Here is a 22,377-nt window from a genome sequence, read left to right as displayed (position 1 = left end):
ACTGTGCTTATTAATTAATGCTACCTCTTGTCATTGATAGAATCAACCCCTATAGCCATTCCTCCACAAGCACTTGATCCTGGGGTACACTTAGGAGAACCCAACAATGCCTTCTCAAACTCTCCTAGCACCTTTTTCTTTTCAGCATCAAGTTGCTGAACTACTTCGCTAATAACCATCATGGCGTTTGGAGTTTTACTTTGGATATTATGCTCATCCGAAAGGGTTTGTCTATTACCAGCTCCTACAACATTATCCAATCTATTCCTTACTTGTTCCAAAGTTACCGGGCTGCCATCATCATTAGGAGCCATCAAACCCATATTTTGAAGAGCTTTTTCCTCAGCCCTAATCGCTATCAATTCCGGCGTATATGTCTCAATCGCTGCGGTTACTGACGCTTCAGTTAGTGACAAACCACTTTCACCAAGACTTAGTAGTTCTTCAGAGTTATTAACATGATTAACGAGATCTTGTTGCACCTCACCAACAACGGCTATTTGGTCATTCTTAGATAAATTCGGGGCATTTTCTTTAGCCTTATCGCGTAGTGCTTGTTGATAGGAGCGAGCGTCAACCCTGCCATATGCATGGCTCGGGAGATTCCAAAATCCACTCCACGCCCTAGATATTAAACTTGAGGCCTCCTGTTTATAAACTTGCCCATACTTTTCTGCAACCTTTGCCCCAAAGTATTGCCCAACTATTCTACCCAGTATAGCTACTACAGGGTTCCGGCCGTCAGGATCTATCATATTCACAGGATTGTTCATTACATAATTATATGGGCTCCAGGAAGAATATTCTTCCGCCAATGGATCTATAGCATGCCAACGAGCAAGTTGCGCATCGTAATGTCTTGCTCCATAGTCATGCCATTGTGTAGCGCTATCCAACTCCTTTCCATTATACAGATAATCGTTTTTGGCTCCCTCCCGGGTATAGCTCAGGTCTGTTATTGCTTCTCCGAAAGGGTAGTAGTGGGTCTCCTGTACAACAGGGGATTGCTTATGCTCGACCTGAAGATCGTCAAAGTAGACATCCTGTATGAAGTTATTTTCGTTGGAAAGGTAGATGTACAAGTAGCCCGGCTGAGTAATTACTGCCTGCAGATGTAGCCGCTCATGCACTGATGTGCCCGAGCCATCTTCCTTACTTGCTTCGCTGATACGGTCATAGCCCATGTCCACCAGATTATAATTTCGGTCAAAATACAAATAGTTGAGGTAAGCAGCCGGCGGATCTCCGTCCGCAGTACTATTATCTACTATAGGGCCGAAGCCAAACAAAGCCTCAAATGTCTCATAAATTATCTCACCCTCTCCCCCGGGGTCAGCCGTTATACCAAAAGCCGAAGTGATAGCAGAAAGCATATTACTGGCTATATTTGTGGCGCCTCCTGCATTAGCGAAATATTTTGCATACACTTCCATACGCACCGTATCTCCGGGAAATACTGCCAGCGATTTGGCCAGCCCGATGGTTTCTCCATCTACTCCACTCAGGCGCCCGGAATAGCTGCCGCCTGTCGTATTGTTATAGAGGGTGCTGTTTACTCTTTTTACAGCTCCATAATTGGCAAAATCATTGTCGGTGGCGTCTTCATAATCTGCTGTAAAAGAATCAGTTTTTATATCCGGGGTGATCACCATCCGGTTGTTGCCCAAATGGTCCTGAAGGAAGTATTGATACCCGGCCTTGACACCTTGTTCATTTTGCTTAGTAAAAGCGATTTTTCCAAAAGACCCTAGAACCTCTTCGGCAACTGCATCACTATACACCACATTCCCAGAATACTTTTTTAGGCTAACCCGCTTACCACTGCTACCCAGCACCTCATGTTTTATCTTTGTACCGTTGGACAGATAGGTATACACCACTTTCCTTCCATCATTGAATATTACAGTATCCGGGAGGTTTAATATATTGTAATAAATGGTATCAATCTCCTTATTCAGGTCTTTTACCATATTACCATTGGCATCGTACATAAATTCTTCCATTGCCGATACCCGGTCATTAAAAATATCACTGCTCCCCATATCTTTCACTATTTTAAGCTGATCACCTGTATAGGTGAAGTAAAGATCATCCAGTATTGAGGCTGTACCATTTATCAGCCCCTGCCTTTTCAAGGTGTTGATATTTCCGTTCTTGTCGTAAGTAAGACTATTTACATCATAGACCCCTGAGGTAAGGGTGAGGCCCTGGCTGTAGAGTTGGATTGAAGTAGTCCATAAGCATATTGCTAGCAGAATTTTATGATTTTTCATTTTAATTTCTTTCAGTTGATTACATTTTCAGGAAGTATAATTCTCACAATCGGATTTTTTCCTAAGAAAAGTGTTGTCGGTGCTCATGTTATGTCCTAAGTAATGGTATGACCTAAACAAAGGTAATACTACTAAAATTGTAGGCTCAGGTAAAATTTGCTCTTTAGCAGGTAATTTTCGGTAACATTTTCTGTGTTCTAAAAGCTGAAACCTGAGAAGTTAAATTAATAGACACAAGGACAAACTTCCTACGTCTCAATCATTATTAACTTCATTGTTGTTTGTCTATTACTATGGCTTGTAACTGAATCAGAACAAAAACGTTCAAGGCAAATGCCTTGAACGTTTTTGTTCTGATTAGTTCATATGAGGTGACAGCAGACGCGGAAGAGGAGCGCCTGATTCCAACAATTGATTTGTGAATTCTTCCCTCCTTTTTTTGTCACTTTCTTCCTGTTTCTTTTTCTCTTCTTCACTTTTTATTTTTTCTCCATTTATTCTCATATATCCTCTCCATCTTTGCCCGTTTTCTTTATATCTACCATCACTTGTGCCGACTCTCCATTCCGTCCAGGAGCCATCTGCATTTCTTTTTCTGACCATGGTGAACGTTTTCTCTCCATAAACTTTTCGTACTTGGTTACCATTTTCATCAGTTTGTGTTGCTCCTGTTGAATGCGTCTTAATGTCAATTCGTTCATGTTCAGTACCACCTCTTCGATAGCTAATAGCTTCTGGAGGTGCGGCTGCCAGTAGTGTGACATGGCCCTTGTAGCCTTGATCTTCGCCTGTCTCAACTATATCCCCAACTTGACCAGAGGTGATATCAGTATCATACTCTTTGTAAGTACCATCCCCCTCCTGAAACCATTCGCGGGCACTGTTCCTATTTTTAAAAGCAGTATTGTCCCTCCCATTAGCAAAACCATTTTCTCGTAGCCATGGCCCCGCATCGGAGTTCATATAAGCAGTAAAAACTGCTTCCTGGCAAACCATGTGATCCGGTACTACCCCGGCTTCCCACCTTCTTGAATTATCAGGATCAGCATACCAAGGCTTATAAGTAATGTCAACTCTCGGTAACAAATTTTCGCTGGACCAATCTAATGCAGATTGATTGTCCCTTCCATCGGGATCAATTATATTTATTGGATCACTCAAAGCATAACTATAAGGACTCCAAGAACTATACTTCTCAGCCAAAGGATCTATATTATGCCAACGTGCCAGTTGTGCATCATAATGCCTGGCGCCATAGTCATGCCATTGGGTAGTGCTATCCAGTTCTTTACCGTTGTATAGATAGTCATTTTTGACGCCCTCCCGGGTATAACTCAAGCTTGCTATGGCTTCTCCAAAAGGATAGTAATGAGTCTCCTGTTGTATAGGTGATTTCTTGTGCATTATCTTGAGGTCGTCAAAGTATACATCCTGTATGTAATTATTCTCATTGGAAAGGTAGATATACAAATAACCTGGCTGTGTGACCACTGCTTGCAAATGAAGCCGCTCATGGGCTGAAGTGAGGTCATCTCCCAGGTCAACCGTGCTGATACGGTCATAGCCCATATCAAGCAAATTGTATTCCTTGTCGAAATATAAATAGTTAAGATATGCAGCCGGTGCATCTCCATTATTGGTGGAATTATCAACAAGGGGCCCTGCTCCAAATAAAGCTTCAAAGGTCTCATAAACCCATTCACCCTCTCCTCCGGGATCAGGCGTAATACCAAAAGCCGCAGTTATAGCCGCAAGCATATTACTTGCTATACCCGTACTTCCTCCTTGATTAGCAAAGTATTTAGCATAAACCTCCATTTTTACCGTATCCCCGGGAAACACTGCCAGCGATTTGGCCAGGCCTATAGTTTCTCCATCCACTCCACTCAAACGCTCAGAGTAGCTGCCGCCTGAGGTATGGTTATAAAGGGTGCTGTTTACTCTGGTTACCTCTCCATAATTCGCAAAATCATTGTCAGTGGCACCTTCATAGTCTGTTGCAAATGTATCGACTTTTGTATCCGGAGTGATCACCATACGGTTGTTGCCCACATGATCCTGTAAGAAATATCGATATTCTGATCTTATCACCTGATCTTCTTCTTTATTGAAACTGAGTTTTGAAATTGAGGTTATTCCAATAATAACATCATTGTCGAAATATTCAGCAATTCCCGAATATCTTTTTAGCTTAACTGTCTTACCACTACTATCCAGCACCTTTTGTTTTATCTTGGCACCATTAGACAGATAAGTATACACTACTTTCCTTCCATCAATGAATACAACTGTATCCGGAAGATTCAGTATATTATAGTAAATAGTATCTATCTCCTTATTCAGGTCTTTTACCATGTTACCATTGGCATCATACATAAATTCTTCCAAAGCCGATACCCGGTCATTAAAAATATCACTACTCCCCAGATCCTTCACTACTTTAAGCTGATCACCTGTATAGGTGTAGTATAGTTCATCCAGTGAAGAGACTGTGCCATTTATCAGCCCCTGTCTTTTCAGGGTATTGATATTGCCATTTTTGTCATAGGTAAGGCCATGTACATCATAAGCGCCTGATGTCAGGATAAGGCCCTGGCTGTAGAGTTGAACCGAAATAGTCCATAAAAATATTGAGAGTAGAATTTTGTAAATTTTCGTTTTCATTGCTTTGCAGTTGATAATATTTTAAAAGGCATAATCAATCGCAAGGTAGGAAGGAGGGTGCAGTATGATCGGGAGATTTTTCCCTCAGGCTTGTAAAATCTGTAGCGTGCCTCCAGATAAACAATAAAGAAAGAATGGAGTTGCCTGCGAAAGTCAGCGGCCTTACATCACTCATGTTTCCCTCCGGATCCAGTTGAATCTCAAACAACTCCATAATTAAGCACTACAACTCGTACGCCCCAATATCCAAGCTGCAGCCATGCCTTTCTTCCAGGCTATTTGGCATAACAAACTGATGATCAATAGCTGGTAGTCCCACCGGAACGGTCACCCCCGCATCAATGGCTACCGAGCCGGCAGCCAGGTGCAAGTCATCGTTGTCGAGATCTACAAAACTGAGATCGGAGTTGCTGGCCATAGCTGCCTGTAAGGTAGCAAAGTCATAACCCTGCAGACACGGATCTCCGTCTGTCTTATCATTGTACCAGGCGTTGGTAGCCTTCGCTACCAGGTTGTGAGAAAAATGGTCCACTACACCTCTGTACCTGAAAATGGTGATGTTGGTATCACTGGTCTCATCGGGGCGCGGGTTATGATAGGCCCATATGTTGTTAAAAGCATACAGCTTCTCGTTACACGTGTTCAGGTCTGTAAAGCTTTGTCTCCATACTGCATCAGGATCTCCGGTTAAATAATACCCTCGCAGCAGAAAAGTATTATTATAGGCATATATGGTTCCCTGCCTCAAGTCATCTGAGGGCGTTGTATTATCTCCATCCCCACCATAATGTAAGATATTTCCTGCTCCCCCTTCAACGCCCACTACTATGTTTCCAGCTACAATTGTCCTCCTGAATGATGCCTTTTGCGCCAGCCAGTCGTAACCATTCTGAGACTCCACAAAATCAAAATGCCTTGAAGCAGGACCCTGCAGTTTATTATACATCACTACTTCACCCGCACTGCGGCTCTTTAAGTTAATGCCCAGCGACCCATCCCTGATCGGACCAATCAGATTGCCCTTTACTATAAGACTATCAGCCTCAAGATAGACATTGTGATGTCTGTACCCTCCGTATGTACCATTGTTCCTGATCACATTGTTGTACAATTTAACATTGGTCAGTGGATTTTCAGGGCCGTTATAGGCACCAAAAACACCATTGCCATTTTCCTGAATAATACAATTTGACACTTCTATATCCGTTCCTCTCATCCAAATTCCTGCTGCACCGGGACTGTAAGGTTCCAAAGTAGAGGTACCCATTACTTTATACTTCTGATTACCATCATTACTATATTGATGGGCACCCTGTATTATGAGGTTTTTAACCTGGATATGTTCGGGATGATTATCCCATTCGTTAGCTATCACAATCACGCCCAGGTAAGCTGTTATATCATTAAAGTACGTATTAACATTTACAGGACGCACTGCTGCATTTGTACCATCCAGAACAGGCAAGTTGCCATTGCCATCAGGAACTCCGCAAATACAGACTGGGTTCCCGGCTGTGCCCCTGGCCGTTGTTAAAATGATCCTTTCATAATATGGATCCGGTTTGGCGTAAATTTTAACTACATCCCCGGGACCAAGGTTTTCAAAAGGCACGTCTATGATATTTTCGTACGCTTTCCCGGGACCCACTTCAAATACTGCGCCCGAACCTGATGGCTCACAAACAGGCGCTGCAATAAAACCCGCCGGCATACTCACTGTCTGCGTGGAAACAGATTCAGTAGAAGTTGAGGCTAACAGGAGGTCATCGTCCTGTTTACAGGCTTGCAAAGCGCCTAGGAAAATAATTAAAATACTAAAGAATAGATTTTTGGTTTTCATGATATTAAAGGTTTTAGTTGATTACTTTCTGTTCGTAACTAAAGCCAATCCATATTTGAAAGCCAACCTGACAGGATTGAAAAATGATGTGCTGAACACAGGTAAAGCCGCAGAGTCTGACAAAAGAGTTTTTAAATACCGAAAGGTCTACCCTACTTCCAGATAAGAACCTCCGTCAACTCTACGACTTCCTATCCACTTATGCTAATACCCCTGTATCTCTATAAGGAGTGTAGACTCCTCTTCGCAAAAAAGAATTTCGCTATAGAAATTATCAGGGAAGAGCTTACATTGAAACTCGGGTCCAAATTCGCATATCTATGATGGACAGACATTGATAAATCTCCCAATTACTGGTAAAAAATGTAATGTACCTTGTGCTATGGATCAAAAATGTGTGTTATAAAATTCCGGGTATGTATTAGCATTGTTATTGAGACCGAAGTGCATCATTAAAGAACTTCGACTATTACTCGCTCCATTTTTTGCCTACTGCTTTTGCGTACTGCCTATTATTCATCCTTGACGATCGAAGCCTTGTCGTACTCATTATTTTTAAAGAATGAAGAACCTTACGAAGTGGATTCTACTTTTAAGCATTCTATATTTCAACGCACATTAATTTAAAAGACTATCCGTCAGTTATTTACACGTTTTTGGGAATTATTTACCCATATAAATTCACTTAATATGCAAAATTTACAGTTTGAAGAAAGGCGCTATAGCGGTTGTAAATGGCAATTAAACTATTCTCCCAAACGGAACTATCCAAAACCACTGTTTTACTTATCAGGTATGTATCCTTAGTAAGTATTATAGCTCATATCATTTTAGCCTTTCTTTACATGATAGATGGAGAAGTGAAGTTATGCGGTATCATAACTATCTTTTCCGCCATTCTTACTGTAACCTATATTGTGTCAAGTCCAAAATGCATTTCTTTCAACAGGTACTACTTAATCGTGGGGCCGGCAATTATACCCATCGCAGAACTTTCAACAGGTCCAAATGACGGGTTGTTCTTAGGCTTTAATTATGCTCCCATATATGTTCTGATTGTAATTTTACTATTGTTTTCAACCTCATACAGTAAAACCAAATTTCACATACTCATCGGACTAAGCTTTATATATATGCTGGTATATGATAAAATGCTGCTACTAGTAGCTTCTGAAAAACCTGAAATTGATTTCGTTCTTGATGAGTACATTTCATATAAAGCTCCTTTGGTATTGATGTGGATCCTGATACTCCTTAGCCTGGGATACTATATGGCTACCTCTAAGCACGCCTTAAATAAAATAAATAGTCTCAACGCAAAGCTTCTGATGTCAAACAGGCAGGTTAATGAGCTTAATGCAGTTCTCAGAAGTAATCTTGCAGAAAAAACTCAAAAACTGTATACCAGAAATAATAAATTGCTCATTTATGCTGATGTGATATCTCATGAGATCAAAGCGCCCCTCGCCAGAATCATGGGCTTACAATACCTGGTGAAAAATAATGGCTATAAAAATAAAGAAGAACTTGATGATATGCTCTTCCGGCTTAGTAATGAAATTAGTGAACTTTGTGCCGCCTTATCCAAAGCTGAAAGGGAAATAGAATTAGAAGAGCAGAATTCAGAAACATTAACAACTCCTCTCACCGGCTCAAAATATGTAGCATAAAATGCTTGAATAGAGCTCAAAGTTCAGTCCTCAAACTCTATTGGTTTTTAGCTCTCAAACCATGTATCCTGGCATTTTCCCTTTCATTTATCAGCGCCTTAATTCTTAACCTTAGCTCTCTTTCATTAAAAGGTTTGGTTATATATGCATCAGCTTGCACCTGGAAAGCCTTTAATTCATCCTCAACACTCACTTTGGCGGTAAGTATGATGATTGGAATATGCCTTGTCCGACCATTTGTCTTTAGTTTTTCACACAGTTCATAACCATTCATACCTGGCATCATAACGTCACTGATGACCACATCTGGGATTAACTGTGTTGCCATCTCATATCCTTCTGTACCCGTCTTTGCCTCCAACACGTGATACTCATTAATTAGTATATTTTTAGTGGTTTGCAGTAGTTCATAATTATCCTCTACCAATAGCACGTAAGGCTTTACACCTCTCTGAACTATCTCTTCTAAAGCATCCTTGTTTTTTGCTTCATTCAGATACTCCTTTGCTTCGTAGTACTCTCTGTCCGACCATTTGAATATCTGCTTTTCTATTAACTGCCCCATATCCTGATCTATTATCTCCTCCTCAGACAAGTAGTCAGAATTCATTTGTAACTTAACTTCAAACGTAACGCTACTGTTCTCACTTTTAACACTCACGCCTCCCATATGCAGCTCCATCAATTCCTTCACCAGGGCAAGCCCTATTCCTGTTCCTTCATTTTTCAGGTTAATATCGGACGTATTGCTTTGGTAAAACCTGTCAAACAATTGGTCGAGTTTATCTTGTGGTATACCAACCCCGGTATTTGTCACCCGGATAATTGCATACATTGCCTCCTCTGCTACTTCCACGATTATCCGCTCATTATCCGGTGTAAACTTCACAGCATTTGACACCAGATTTGATACTGTTTTATAGATCTTATCCTTGTCAAAGAACAGTATGACAGGAGGCTCTTCCACTCTAAAATCAAGTTTTGACCCATTAAATTCGATCAGTATGTTCTTTTCATACGCCAAGGGCTCGAATTGGCTAACGATCTTTTTTGTAAAGTTAACAAGATCTCCCTGTGAGGCTTCAAGTTTTAATTTGCCGGATTCAAGCTTCGAAAGATCAAGTAATTGGTTAATGAGGAGTAGCAAATTTTTCGCATTCCGCATCATCGTGAAGCTATCTTTTAAGGCTGGCGGTTGGTGCTTGTGTGTTATTTGCTTGTTGATCAAATTCATCAATATGGTAAGTGGGGTTCTGAATTCATGAGAAATATTTGCAAACAATCTGGACTTTGACTCATCCAACTCCTTTAGTTGCCTGGCCTGGCGATCCAGCATTTTTGTACGGGCAGCTACTTCACTTTCAAGTTCTGCCTTCCTCATTCTTAAGGTTTTTAAACGATATCTGTCAACGGCTAAAACCAGGCCAATGGCTGATGCAACCATTGAAACGATAAACCAGCCAGTCTTCCAAAATGGCGGATTGATGATTACGGCCAGTGTTGTTTCATTGTCATTCCACACCCCTGAAGTATTCATGGTTTTTATCCTAAGTTTATACGCACCCGGATCCACATTTGTATATGTGGCAACTCTATGCTTTGCATCGGTTAGAATCCAGTCATCATTAAAATTTTCCAGTTTATATGCATACTGTATTTTTTGTGGTGATCGGAACTCGAGTGCTGCAAACTCAAATGAGAACGTGTTTTTATCGTATGGCAGAATAATACTCTTATCTGAGATTGAACTTCCAGACCCAGTAGTATTATAAAATTCTGCAAGCTTCTGTTTTTGATGAAAAATTTCGAAATTAGATACAATTACAGGGGGTACATAGTCATTATATACGACACTGTCGGGATTAAAAATAACAAGACCCTCGTCTCCTCCAAAATACAAGTTCCCATTTTTGTCCCTCCAACACGCATCCATTGGTTTGGTGTCAACACCTCCGAATTCATCATAACGATTAAACTGATCAGATTTTGAATTGTATTTAAAAATGCCATCTTCATTGGTAACGATCCAAAGGTTTCCATGTAGGTCCTCTATAATATCTCTAACATAGGTGTGAATAGCAAAACGTTCAAATAAAGCTGTTTCCCTATTAAACTTATCCAGACCTTCAATGGTACCTATCCAAATGTTTGAATGGCTATCTTCATATATTTTAATAACGTAGTTGCTACTTATGGTGTTGACCGCTGTATCAGACAGATGATAGCCAACAAATTCATTCACATTCTTATCGAAAATGTTTATCCCTCCACCAAAGGTAGCTATCCAAAGCAAATCTTTCGAATATTCGAAAATTTGGGTGAGGTTATTGTGATTAAGGTCACTGTTAGCGGCATTAAAACTTGTAAAATTATCTGAGTCTTCCCGATACCTGTTTAACCCTCCATTCCAGGTTCCAACCCAAATTGTACCGTCTCCATCCATCAATACATCCTGAATTGCATTATCATTGATACTACCGCTTCTATTTTGAGGGTCCACGTGATACTGTTTTACGGTTTCCTTTTCCAGATCTAAAACAAACAATCCTCTGTAACAGCCAGACCAGATTTGCTGATCACGTCTGAACAAAGTACATATAGGTTTTTCGGGAAAATTGACTTTTTGAACTGAGTGACTGTTTATGTCTAAATATGAGATACCAGTATTGGTTCCTATCCAGACTTTATCTTCAGTTTCATAAATAGCATTGATTGACTTTACCGGATAATAGAAAATATTACTGTCATGAAGGTCCATTTTATTCAATATTCCTTTCGACCAAAACCAAAGCAGATCGGACCGGTCAAGATACACCCCCCTTATGTTTTCATCCTCTGCATAAATAGCAATTTTACGATCTGTAACAGGATCATATTCTATTAGCCCTCTATTGGAAGTCATCCAAAGCATACCGCGGCTATCCTTTTCCATACGATAAATCTCGTACTCACCAAGGTGCTTCTCAAAAGAATCCGATTGCAACCTGTACAACCCTTGTCCATATGTGATCCAAATAACCCCACTATCATCCTGAATGATCTCAGTTATTCTCCGTGAGCCTTTCGGTGCTGCCCGGTAAGTCGTAAATGACCCCATGTCAGGGTTAAACTTAACAAGCCCACCATTTACAGCCAGCCAGAAATTTTCCTCATTATCTTCAAATATCTTATAAATTTCATCCCCATTGACAGCTTCTGTATTATGCGGTCGAAATTGATATTTTTTGAACGTACTATCGGACTTGTTATATTTATTTAAACCACCAGAAGTAGCAACCCAAATAGTCCCATTTTTTGTTTTATGTATATCATTTACTTCATTATGGCTAATGCTTCCCTGCTTTGAGTTATGGATAAAAGTTTCAAATGTTTCTGATTCAACATCTAGTATGGATAATCCTCCTCCATAGGTGCCGATCAACAGCTTTCCCGGCTCCAGTTCCTCAATGGCCAAAATATAATTATGAGGCAAGCTTCGCGTTTTAGAATTCTTTTTGTAAGATACAGTTTCATAGCCATTGTATTTAAACAGTCCGGTAGTGGTACCTATCCAAAGAAATCCGTTGCTGTCAAAAAAGAGTTCTGTAATGCGTTTGCCTGCAATGGCTTCTTCCACCTCTACAACCTTCTCAAACCTATATATATCATTTTGTGCTTCTGAAAGGGCGCACACAGTCGTAAAAAAAACAAAAGCCGACAACCTTGAAATGATACCTGATGCAGTAAAGAGATTCATACTAGATCTCATGGGTTTGCTTACCTTTAATTCTTGGGGAAGAATCCTACCTGGTGTCTGTAAGAGCCAATGTCTGCGTTACACTTGTCCCAAAAATGCTCTTCCCCAAGGGGCTCCGCTTTTGTGACTTCGTCCCACCCTTTGGTGGGAACGTTTTCTTAAAGACACTTAGAGTTTTTTACAAAGACTACCTATAACTTAACTCTTTTTCAAGAAATTTCAAACAAAGAATCTGTAATAACGACTAAAAATCGTAGTTTAATATGGTTTGTAACAAGCCTATATGACATTTATCCTTACTCTGATCTTTAAAGGATCCCACCCTCTTCACTGTCAATCGACAAAGGCAATTCGACATAAAAAGTACTCCCTCTTCCGCTCATACTTTCAAACCATAACTTTCCTCTTATTTTCTCTGCCAACATCTTTACTATATATAAACCAAGTCCTGTCGAAGGCTCTCCCCCTGTTGGCCTGGCGCTTAATTTCGAAAACTTAGTAAAAGCCTTTCTTTTGTCCTCTTCTGTAAAGCCAATACCTTCATCCTTTACACTTACTCTACAGAAATTCCTTATTTGCCCGACTTTTACATATATGTTTTTACCAGGTTGTGTATATTTAATCGCATTGGATAGCAAATTTTGTATTATTTGAGTCACCGCAGCTTTATCAGCTAAGGCATAAATTTTTCCTGGTTCATAATCAGCCTGTAGCATTATATTTTTCTCGAGTGCTTTTTGCGCAAATTCCACTACAGAGCCCTTTATAACCTGGATGATGTTAAACCTTTCAATTTTAAGATTAATTCTTCCTGATTCAATGAGTCCTGCTTTTAACATATTTGAAGTCAATGATGAGATATGAGCAGCATTGAACTCGATTCTTCGACCTATATTTTCAATATCGGATCCATTGTATTTTACAGCATTCTTACGGAGCTGCACCCCTAAAACCTGAATAGACATCAAAGGATCTATTACATCATGTGCAAAAATACCCAGGAACTCGTCCCTTTCTTTGTTCAAAAGCACCAACTTCTCATTTTTGTCGCGTAACTCATCATTTGTAACTTCCAACTCATTTTTTTGTTGTTCGATTTCTTTTTTTTGGAAACTAATCTCTTCCCGTTGATTAATGATTTCCCTGGTTCGCTCTCTTACTACCTTTTCCAGGTGCGCCTTTTGTTTTCTTAGTACAGAGGTCCTGGTCCTGATCATTAAATAGACTATGCCACAGGAAAATATAAAAACCGATAACCTAAACCACCATAATTGCCAAAAGGGGGGTGTTATGTAAACCATAATATAGCGTTCTACCCAAGTACCATCCAAGCCAGCGGCCCTGACCTTAAAGGTATATTCACCCGGATCAATGTTTGTGTAGCTTGCTGAATGCTTGTTTCCAACTTCATTCCAGGTTTCATCAAACCCTACTAACATGTAGGAATAGTTAGTTTTGTATACATTCTGGTAATTGAGTAAAGAAAAGCTAAACCCAAAATTATTTTGTTGATATGGTAGAGTGATACTTTCAACTTCATTAATGTTTCTTTTTAATAGACCTGCCGGACTTGGCAAAACTGACTTATTGAATAATTGAAAATCTATAAAGGCCAATGGCGCCCTTTGGGTACTGATATTCGTTCTGGCCAGGAATACCTGCTGCGGATTTATAATATTCAATCCTTTGATACCACCGAAATACATATCTCCGTTATTCGCTTTGGCAAATGCCCCTTGTGTAAACTCATTGCTTTGTAAACCATCGGTAATATCATAATTGGTAAAGGTAAAGGTTTCAACATCCAAAAAGCTAATTCCCCTATTTGTGCTCATCCAAAGATCATTTTGCGCATCTTTTAATATCCCATAAATGTAGTTATTGGATAAACCATCACTCTCCGAATAATGAATAAAAACTTGTCTACCGCGATCAAAATAATTAAGGCCTCCACCGTATGTACCGATCCATAGATTACCGTTAGAATCTTCACTTATAGTCAGCACATAGTTATTTGAAAGCGTAGTACTATCTAATGGATCAGCTAAATACCGTGTAAATGTGTCGTTATCCTCGTTATACCTGTTTAATCCCCCCCCTGTCCCTATCCAGACAGTACCGGATTTGTCCTCATAAATTGAAAAAATTGTGTTGTTGCTAATCGTGCCGGAGTCCTCATTATTATAAAAGTAATGTTTAAACTCCCCCGTTTTCTTGTTGAATTTGTTAAGGCCATTCCACGTTCCAACCCATATATCGCCATACTTATCTTCGGTAATACAAAATACATCATCATTACTCAAGCTGGCGGAGCTCCCCGGATCGTGTTTATACGATCTAACAAATTCCCGATCCTTACTCAGAACTTTTAATCCCTCATGATAAACCCCTACATAAAGATTATCATCCTGATCTGCATAAATACACTGCACTACAGCATTAGAGCCCTTAATACCTTCTAATTTAAATTCACGAAATATTCCCTGTATCCTATAAAAACGAGACAATCCCTTGGCTGTCCCTACCCATACAACTCCGCTCCTATCCTGGCCAATTGCCCAAACTGAATTGTCCGGCAAACTCGCCGGATCGAAGATATCATGTTGATAAAGTGCAAACAGTGTTTCTTCCTGGCTAAGTTTACTAACTCCTCCGCCACTGGTACCAATCCAAATATTCCCCATCTTATCTCTATATAAAGCCATTATGAGATCGCTACCTATACTGAAGCGGTTGCCGGACTTCGGCCTGTAGAATGTACTTCTTTGGGTAAGGAAATTATAGTTTAATAAGCCATCTTCAAAAGTCCCTATCCAAAAATCTCCTTTATAGCCTTCACAGATTTGTGTAATAGAAATATTATCACTTGCCTCTGTATAGATACTAAACTCTTTAAAGATATCTTTTGAATAATCATACCTTGAAAGAGGACCTTGTATAGGCACCAGCCAGACATGCCCCTTACTATCACCATATATGCTCCAGATGTTATTATTTGAAATGGAATTCTCGTCTGCAGGATTATGTATGTATTCTTTAAAAGAGTCCGTAGTGATATTATATATAATCAGCCCATGTTGCTCCGTTCCTATCCACATATTATTCAATGGATCGGAATATAGAGCGGTAATATTCTTATGAGTACCTTCTGATATTTTTGTCATATAAGGTATATGAACGACCTGATCATCCTTGATAAGGAATATCCCATCGCCTCTTGTCCCTATCCAGACTGTATTATTTTGGTCAACCTGAAGAGCCGTATATTCAGATGCTTTAATGCTGTTTACATTGTAGCTTCTAAATTTTTGTTGATCCCGATCCCACATGGATACACCTCTCCGTGTAAGTATCCACATGTTTCCGTTTCCATCTTCATCTATGCTCACAATATAATTACCAACAATACTGGATGAGTCTGCAGCACTGTGTCGGTATGCTGTAAAGCTATAGCCATCAAACTTATTGAGGCCGTCCAAAGTGCCAAACCACATAAAGCCTTTGCTATCCTGATAAATACAGTTGACAGTTTCTTGTGACAGGCCTTCTTCTATGGAATAATTCCTAAACCAGTAAGATCCCTGGGCTTCTGCTTCTGTAAAAAGAATGCTAAAAAACAGAAATACAAAAGCACTGGCGTTATTGATCAACCTACACATGGACATGGAAGACAGTCACTGAAGAATAGCACTAATTCTTTACTATCGAGCAATGAAAACAAAATCTCCAAGGGGATCATTATGTCCAAAGGAGCCGAAGCGAGGTGTGAGTGGCAACTTTTCCATATTAACACCAATCTCCGCTAAGGTTAGAACATTATCTTCGCCACCATTGGTTTTTAGAGACTCAATTAATTTTGCTGCGAAGGGGGAATGTTGCCCTCGTATGCCATCAGAAACGTATTGTTTTCCCCCGGAAGTGAGGTACTTTCTAACCTTAGTGCTGAGTTTCCTGACGAGCATCTGATTCACACTAATTTCATAATTATTCTGAACTTGTACGTTTGACTTTTTCTCCTCTGTTATAACTGAACCTACTTCTCCGATAGCCCCACCAAAGCACGAATCCATAATAAGAAATAATCGTCTGCAGGGATTATTATCTAAAATTTTAGCCAATCGTAAATGTGAGATGTAGGAGCTTCCTGTACGATCGTCCTTTTGGGAATCATGGGCTATGTAATACCCTTCCTTGAGCACTTCATCATAATTTCCATGTCCGGCAAAAAAAATCAGTAATTGATCATAAGGACCGTATTGCTTTTCATTGTACTCTCTGATCTTTTTCCAAATATCATGGCTTGTGGGATTTTTGAGCATTTCTACCTCAAAACCATACTTTTTCTTCAACTGATATATGATAGAGTCCGAGTCCTGAATGGGATTTACCAGGTCATTAAAATTTTGATACTTATCTGTAGCTATTACCAGGGCAAAATCCTTACGGCTCCCTAAAACCTTTTCTGGAGCCTCATCACCTATCTTAACATTTTTTATCTCTGAGGTTTTAGCTCCGGATTCATTAGTTACCACTAGTTCCAACATATGCATACCTTTAGGTAAAAATAGCTTCTCCTCTATTTCAATGCTCTGCTGACCGTGGGAAAACTCCAGGACTTTTTGTGAAAGAATGCTTCCATACTCAGCATCACGTATCAATAATGAAATATCGGTTACAGGTAGGGTTGAAAACACATAAGATCTGATCGTCATCGATTGATCTTCACTATGAGTATAATCAAACTTCGGCACTACCCAATTGATCTCTGGTAATGATTTTGTATCTGGCAGCGTCTCAGCGCTCAGATCCAGGTGAACATAATTTGTCCTTGCATTCTGTGCTATTACACATGTATATGCTACGGTTAAAAGAATAGCTAACATTAATACCCTCATTCCTATCTAGTGTTTGTAAGAAAACTCTAAGTGGCTTTAAGAAAACGTTAAGGTCAAGGCTTGTGAAGTGCCAAAAAGCGGAGCGTACTGGGGTACGCGAGCATTTTTGGGACGAGCATAACGCAGACATTGACGTTATCTTAGAGACACTATCTACTTATAATTACTTTACCATTCCAACTTTTCGAATTCGTCTGATCAATCACCTGATAATGATATAAACCATCAGGTACCGGATCACCTGAAATATTTCGTGTATCCCAATTGTATTCAAATAAACCTGGTTCGCGACTAACTACCTGTTCATGGTACACACAAACACCTTTCTGATCATATACCAATACCTGTATTTTACTGGCATCGTCACCTAAGATAAACTGAACAGGTATAAACACACTTTCGGATGCAGGATTTGGATAAGCCATCCCAAACTGGATTTTGGTGGCGCCTATATCACTTTTTACTTCTGAATATATTATCTTAAGTTCTCTGGATGGATCGGAGAAGGTATAACTACCGGTTGCACTCATATCAATCAGAACTCCGGCCTCCTTATCTTGTAGTAAAAGTGTAACCCCTGACTTTAAAATCCTGTCGGAATCCCACTCTATAGACACTGGACCATTACCATAATTATGCTCCACTTTAACATCCCAATGATGGAGGGGTTTTGCAGTAACAATATCCCTTGTAAAATATCTTGCAAAGTGATCCGGGTGCTCAACTATGAACTCCAGATATTTGAGGAATCTGGGCATACTCACCATATCTAACCTATCCCCTCCGTCACTTGCATCAATACTCATTCCAACACCTCCTATCCTGCTCTTCATCTTTCCTACGGATAGCTCCAGTGGAAGAAACCATCTGTCACTACCAATTTCTTCAGATTCTAACTTTGTGTTGCTCAACCTTCCTCCATTTCCTCCACTGTTATTATTCCTGATATCAACAGGAATAGTAAGAATGACCTGATCATTTTCTGAAAAAACAAAGCCGCCTCCAAATTTGGGTAAGATATCACTTTCTATAAAGGACAAGTTTTCAGCATCATAAACCATTAGCCCTCCCACACCTTCCGGGCTTCCATTATAACTGAGTACCTGAGACCAATTCAGGTCAAATGGGTAAGGGCTCCCCACCTGGTTCCAACCCTTTTTCAATTTCATTATAAAGGGGTTAGATAAGTCATAATCTGGAGCCAACCCCTCACCAAACGATAGCTCAACAGTATCAACAGAAATGAACCAATAAGCATTTTGCTTAACAAAATTCTCAACTGCAAGAGCATCATAATAAACGTATGCTCCATTCCTGTAGTGCATAAATCGCCATTTCGCTTTATCAGGAGCGCCAACTGCTTTAATGATATTGTCCTCTATTCTATTGCTGGCCAGATCATACGGTATAGAGATCATTCTATAATTAGAGATGTCTCTGCCAAAGTTTGTTAAGGGTATTTTCACATTTTCAATAGTAGCACGAATTTTATCATCTTTCTTCACCTCCCATTCAGCCATATCACGTGCTATGATAATATACTCGAGCCCAAACTCATCAAAAGCATCTTGTGGTATCTCTACATTATGTTCATTGTTCTCTACTAAAAGCGTCAATGTATCATATTCCTGCGCTGCAACACCTTTATAAAGAAATAATACATCCTTAATACCACCAACACCGCCGCTGACGCTAAATGACATGATATTCGTTTCTTTAGTATACACCGGCTCGGCTACTTCAGGGGAATTAACCGTACCATCTGCATTGAGCGTAGACGTTATCCTAATTTGCGAGGACGTAGATGCCCCACTTTCATTAGCGGCCTCCAATTTAATATAGTAAATTTTATTTGGCAGTAAGTCCTGATTTACATAAGTTTCCAGAAAATTCCCTGAAATAGTTTTTGGACCGTATTGCGGCAATAGTTCTGTAAAATTTTCATCGGTGGCAACATATAAGAGGTAGTTATCTACACCCACCGCATCATTTTGCCATGACACTTTAAAACTCACGGAAGTATGTTCTGAAAACTCCGTGATAGCTGGTGGTTTTGGTATTGTAATTGTTGAAACAGCATTAGAGTTCCGGGAATTACCACTGAGATTTTGTGCTACTACACGATAATAATACCTCACTCCGGGGTCCAATCCTTCAACCATATGCGATGTACTGGTAACTATCTTATCTGTATATTCCGAAAGTGTTGAATTAAAATCAATGTCCCTCGACACAGTCAATAAATATCCGACAGCGGAAGGAACTGGCTGCCAGTTGGCTGTAAATGAAGTTTGCTGAATACTATTTGCATTAGCAGCCACAGGGTTATCCGGAGAAGTTAACACTGGATTGTCAGAAAAAATCGCATATGCAGAATTTCCACTTTCGTTTAGTGATCTGATCCTAAGATAAAATTCTGTGCCCGGGGCCATGCCTGAAAAGGTCCCAAGTTCTTCGACTTCACCCGAAGCCATCACCAATAGATTGGTAATATCAGAAGAGAAGTCAGAGGAAGTAGAAGCATCTAACTCATAACCGGCCGCTCCCTCTACAAACGGCCATTGAACGTTAAACCCATTCTGACCTATATTACTAAAATTTACACTTACAGGTTCGGCAGGAATGGTTATAGTGGTAACAGTATTAGAGTCTCCGGATGTACCGCTCTCATTGATGGCTCTCACTCGATAATAATAATTTTTTCCTGCAGCAAGTCCATTTATTGTTTCAGAAAAAATATTTCCTGTGGAGAGGTTTTGGTATACTATGTTTTCAAAATTTAAGTCATCGGAAACATCCAGTTCATAATCGCTAGCTCCTGTTACAGCGGTCCATTTAGCCAAAAATGAATCCTGTGTGATTGAAGATGGGGTAGCTGCAAGTGGGTTAGCTGGTTTTGTTAGTGCTACGGCATTGGTATAACCAGATTCACCAGAATAATTGATAGCGCTTATTCTTACATAATGTGGAGTACCTGAAGCCAAACCAGTCACTGATCTTGTTACTTCTGTTATACCTGTCCCTGGTTGCTCTATGGTATTGTCTGTGAATATTATATTGCTAAAACTGTTGTCGATAGCTACATCCAAATTGTATGTAGTCGCTTCCTTGGCTTTATCCCAACTAAGTATGAAACTATTCTGACCTATATCAGTCACGGTAATAGATGAAATATCAGGAGGAATCATCAATACCTCCATGACGTTCGAGTTTTTTGATTTAGCGGACGAGTTCACTCCGCGAACCCTGTAATAGTATTTTTCACCGGCCGATAAGCCTGTTAGATCATATGAAGCCAGCGTAAGCCCGGCTGTTTGTAGCAAGTAACTACCAGCCACAAAATTCGCATCTGTTGCTACATCCAACTCATAACTGGTGGCATCTGCTGTTGCATTCCAATTAGCAGTAAAAGACGTTTGGCCGACAGGCCCTGCAGCATCTGCCACAGGCGTTGAAGGTAAGGTAAAAACACTACGCCAAGATGAATAGCCTGAGGCGCCACTGGAATTGACTGCCCTTACTTTATAATAGTAGGTCGTAGCAGGAGCCAGCGCAAGTGAATTAACCTCATATGAGGTTCCTGATATTAACGTGTACGTGCCCTGCGTTACCAGCGAAGCATCTGCCACAACAAGTCCATAAGTAACACTGCCTGTACCACTAGCGGCATACCAGTTTGCTGTAAATTTATCCGATTCTATCCCTGAAGCCAATTTAGTTGTAGGGGTATTCGGTTTTGTGAGAGCTGTTATGGTATTTGAATTTCTATAAGCCTCCACAATATCTTCATTCACAGCACAAAGCCTCACTGCCCTTACATAAAACGTATAACTGGTATTACCTGACAATCCGGTTATATCCGCTGTTAAAACACCCGGCCCTACTGTGGTCTCCAAAGAATATGTTGAATTGGATGAAAGCTTTTTATATATTTCATAACCTCCATTTTCATTAGTAGCTTTATACCAGTTCAAAGTAACTTTATTATTGTAAATATTGGTTACGTCTTTCATGTCGAAAGTCTCAGGGGCAACACAGCCAGCTACTGAAGTCGCACTTTTTGCAAAAAGCCCCTCATGTGATAACATTAATATCACTGATATGTAAAAAAATAATCTAATAACCTTAGTCATATTAATTGTTCTATTTTTCATCCGGAAGTAAGGCATCAGGTATAGTGTTATCCACGTTGCCTTTTGGCTGTAGGAAATAATATCCAGCGCCTGCCATAACAGCCATTGGAATAATTTTAGCTATCAACGGTATCTTTCTTTTTATCCTGAAGCGTTCGGTATAAACCACCTCTTCTTTATTTTTGGCATCACTTACTTTAAACCAGTAATCTTTTCCAGGGCGTACATATGCTGGTACTATCAGTGTATAATGACCTGCATTAGCAATATTGGGATAAGTGAGAATTTTTTCATCTCCTTTATATAAGTCAAAATTCAGGACATTTTGAGGATGCCCTCCCGTCCAGGCGATTTTATACTCCCTGGTCCTTTTCAATACTTCAGTCTCTTCAAATCCCTCCATATTTACAAATGGAATGAAAAGTTTCGATCGTACTTCCAGAGCTACCTTGCCATTAAATTTATCTCCAAGATCCCTGCTGGGCTGCCAGATAATTTTTTTACTATAACCTGGTTTTACCTCAAGGCCCACATCTCCTGATAACTGCTCAAGTGGGTTTAAGTAATTGTCATGAGATGAATATACTTTTATAGTGTAACGCCTACCAACTACTGAATCCTCGATATCATAATGAATAATAACTTCTTGATTAAAAAGCTCTATGTTGTTAATGCGTAATTCCTGAGCATGAACAAAAAGTGTAAATAGGATTAAGCATAAAGCAAAACAAAAACCAACTTTCATAACCTATTGTAATTTTCCCAAATACAAAATTAGATATAGGCCTTTGGCTCTCTTAGGTAATTTTTTCCCTATTTCATGTATTATTGCTTAAATTCTATGTCCTAGCTGTTTTTGCTTTTTACCTGCCAACCAATAACACTAATACTTCTAATCAGGTAGTATTACACAAGCATAAGCGCATGATCCTGTACATAGACCAACTTTCTGTTTCTACTGTCAAACTCCTAACTAACTAATAAATTCAGGAACAACATCTGATGAACAGGTTGTTGTTATTACTACTTGCCAAGGTCAAGTGTTAAAATTTCGAGAGGCTTACAGAGGGTTGTTGATGACTTTTTGGAAGAATGCGTTATTGACAGTTGAAAATTTGCAGTAAAGCTCTGCAGCCATATATATTATATATAAAATGGATATATAT

10 protein-coding genes are annotated in these 22,377 nt (G+C 39.7%); 2 read left to right on the top strand and 8 right to left on the bottom strand.

Going from position 1 to position 22,377, the window contains the following annotated elements:
- Window positions 1-20: 20 nt before the first annotated feature.
- The 3 genes from C900_RS24265 to C900_RS24250 form a co-directional block, all read right to left on the bottom strand.
- Window positions 21-2,273, bottom strand: a complete 2,253-nt coding sequence (locus C900_RS24265; protein WP_009582985.1) for an RHS repeat-associated core domain-containing protein — start codon at window positions 2,271-2,273, stop codon at window positions 21-23.
- A 357-nt stretch (window positions 2,274-2,630) separates the two neighbouring features.
- Window positions 2,631-4,937: an RHS repeat-associated core domain-containing protein gene (locus C900_RS28920; protein ID WP_009582984.1), complete on the bottom strand. Its 2,307-nt coding sequence runs from the start codon at window positions 4,935-4,937 to the stop codon at window positions 2,631-2,633.
- A gap of 223 nt (window positions 4,938-5,160) precedes the next feature.
- Complete coding sequence (locus tag C900_RS24250) at window positions 5,161-6,777, bottom strand: hypothetical protein (RefSeq protein ID WP_040497469.1); 1,617 nt, start codon at window positions 6,775-6,777, stop codon at window positions 5,161-5,163.
- On the opposite strand from C900_RS24250, the gene C900_RS30095 reads away from it, so the two are divergent.
- A complete protein-coding gene (locus tag C900_RS30095) occupies window positions 6,776-6,943 on the top strand; it encodes a hypothetical protein (RefSeq protein WP_009582981.1) in 168 nt (55 codons plus the stop codon). The genes C900_RS24250 and C900_RS30095 overlap by 2 nt on opposite strands.
- Before the next feature lie 568 nt (window positions 6,944-7,511).
- Window positions 7,512-8,447: a HAMP domain-containing histidine kinase gene (locus C900_RS24245; RefSeq protein WP_040497468.1), complete on the top strand. Its 936-nt coding sequence runs from the start codon at window positions 7,512-7,514 to the stop codon at window positions 8,445-8,447.
- Window positions 8,448-8,484: 37 nt separating this feature from the next.
- Here C900_RS24245 and C900_RS24240 read toward each other — a convergent pair whose 3' ends face one another.
- The 5 genes from C900_RS24240 to C900_RS24220 all read right to left on the bottom strand — a co-directional run bounded on the left by C900_RS24240 (window position 8,485) and on the right by C900_RS24220 (window position 21,956).
- The gene (locus tag C900_RS24240; RefSeq protein WP_009582979.1) at window positions 8,485-12,183 is read right to left on the bottom strand and encodes a hybrid sensor histidine kinase/response regulator; all 3,699 of its coding nucleotides are present in this window, start codon (window positions 12,181-12,183) and stop codon (window positions 8,485-8,487) included.
- A gap of 308 nt (window positions 12,184-12,491) precedes the next feature.
- A complete protein-coding gene (locus C900_RS24235) occupies window positions 12,492-15,848 on the bottom strand; it encodes a sensor histidine kinase (protein WP_009582978.1) in 3,357 nt (1,118 codons plus the stop codon).
- Window positions 15,849-15,884: 36 nt separating this feature from the next.
- A complete protein-coding gene (locus C900_RS24230) occupies window positions 15,885-17,078 on the bottom strand; it encodes a caspase family protein (RefSeq protein ID WP_009582977.1) in 1,194 nt (397 codons plus the stop codon).
- Window positions 17,079-17,227: 149 nt separating this feature from the next.
- Entirely contained in the window at window positions 17,228-21,211 is a 3,984-nt protein-coding gene (locus tag C900_RS28915; protein ID WP_051053008.1) for a fibronectin type III domain-containing protein, read from the bottom strand.
- 10 nt (window positions 21,212-21,221) lie between these two features.
- Complete coding sequence (locus C900_RS24220; protein WP_040497466.1) at window positions 21,222-21,956, bottom strand: Ser-Thr-rich GPI-anchored membrane family protein; 735 nt, start codon at window positions 21,954-21,956, stop codon at window positions 21,222-21,224.
- Window positions 21,957-22,377: the final 421 nt, after the last annotated feature.

Origin of the sequence: Fulvivirga imtechensis AK7, from assembly GCF_000331535.1 — a bacterium.
In the GTDB taxonomy this organism is placed as follows: Bacteria; Bacteroidota; Bacteroidia; order Cytophagales; family Cyclobacteriaceae; genus Fulvivirga; species Fulvivirga imtechensis.
Note: the sequence above shows the minus strand (reverse complement) of the source record. Positions and strands in the feature narration are given on the sequence as shown.

Coding starts and splice junctions, on each gene's coding strand:
- C900_RS24265 (WP_009582985.1), bottom strand. CDS start 2,273: ATGAAAAATCATAAAATTCTGCTAGCAATATGCTTATGGACTACTTCA.
- C900_RS28920 (WP_009582984.1), bottom strand. CDS start 4,937: ATGAAAACGAAAATTTACAAAATTCTACTCTCAATATTTTTATGGACT.
- C900_RS30095 (WP_009582981.1), top strand. CDS start 6,776: ATGATATTAAAGGTTTTAGTTGATTACTTTCTGTTCGTAACTAAAGCC.
- C900_RS24250 (WP_040497469.1), bottom strand. CDS start 6,777: ATGAAAACCAAAAATCTATTCTTTAGTATTTTAATTATTTTCCTAGGC.
- C900_RS24245 (WP_040497468.1), top strand. CDS start 7,512: ATGGCAATTAAACTATTCTCCCAAACGGAACTATCCAAAACCACTGTT.
- C900_RS24240 (WP_009582979.1), bottom strand. CDS start 12,183: ATGAATCTCTTTACTGCATCAGGTATCATTTCAAGGTTGTCGGCTTTT.
- C900_RS24235 (WP_009582978.1), bottom strand. CDS start 15,848: ATGTCCATGTGTAGGTTGATCAATAACGCCAGTGCTTTTGTATTTCTG.
- C900_RS24230 (WP_009582977.1), bottom strand. CDS start 17,078: ATGAGGGTATTAATGTTAGCTATTCTTTTAACCGTAGCATATACATGT.
- C900_RS28915 (WP_051053008.1), bottom strand. CDS start 21,211: ATGACTAAGGTTATTAGATTATTTTTTTACATATCAGTGATATTAATG.
- C900_RS24220 (WP_040497466.1), bottom strand. CDS start 21,956: ATGAAAGTTGGTTTTTGTTTTGCTTTATGCTTAATCCTATTTACACTT.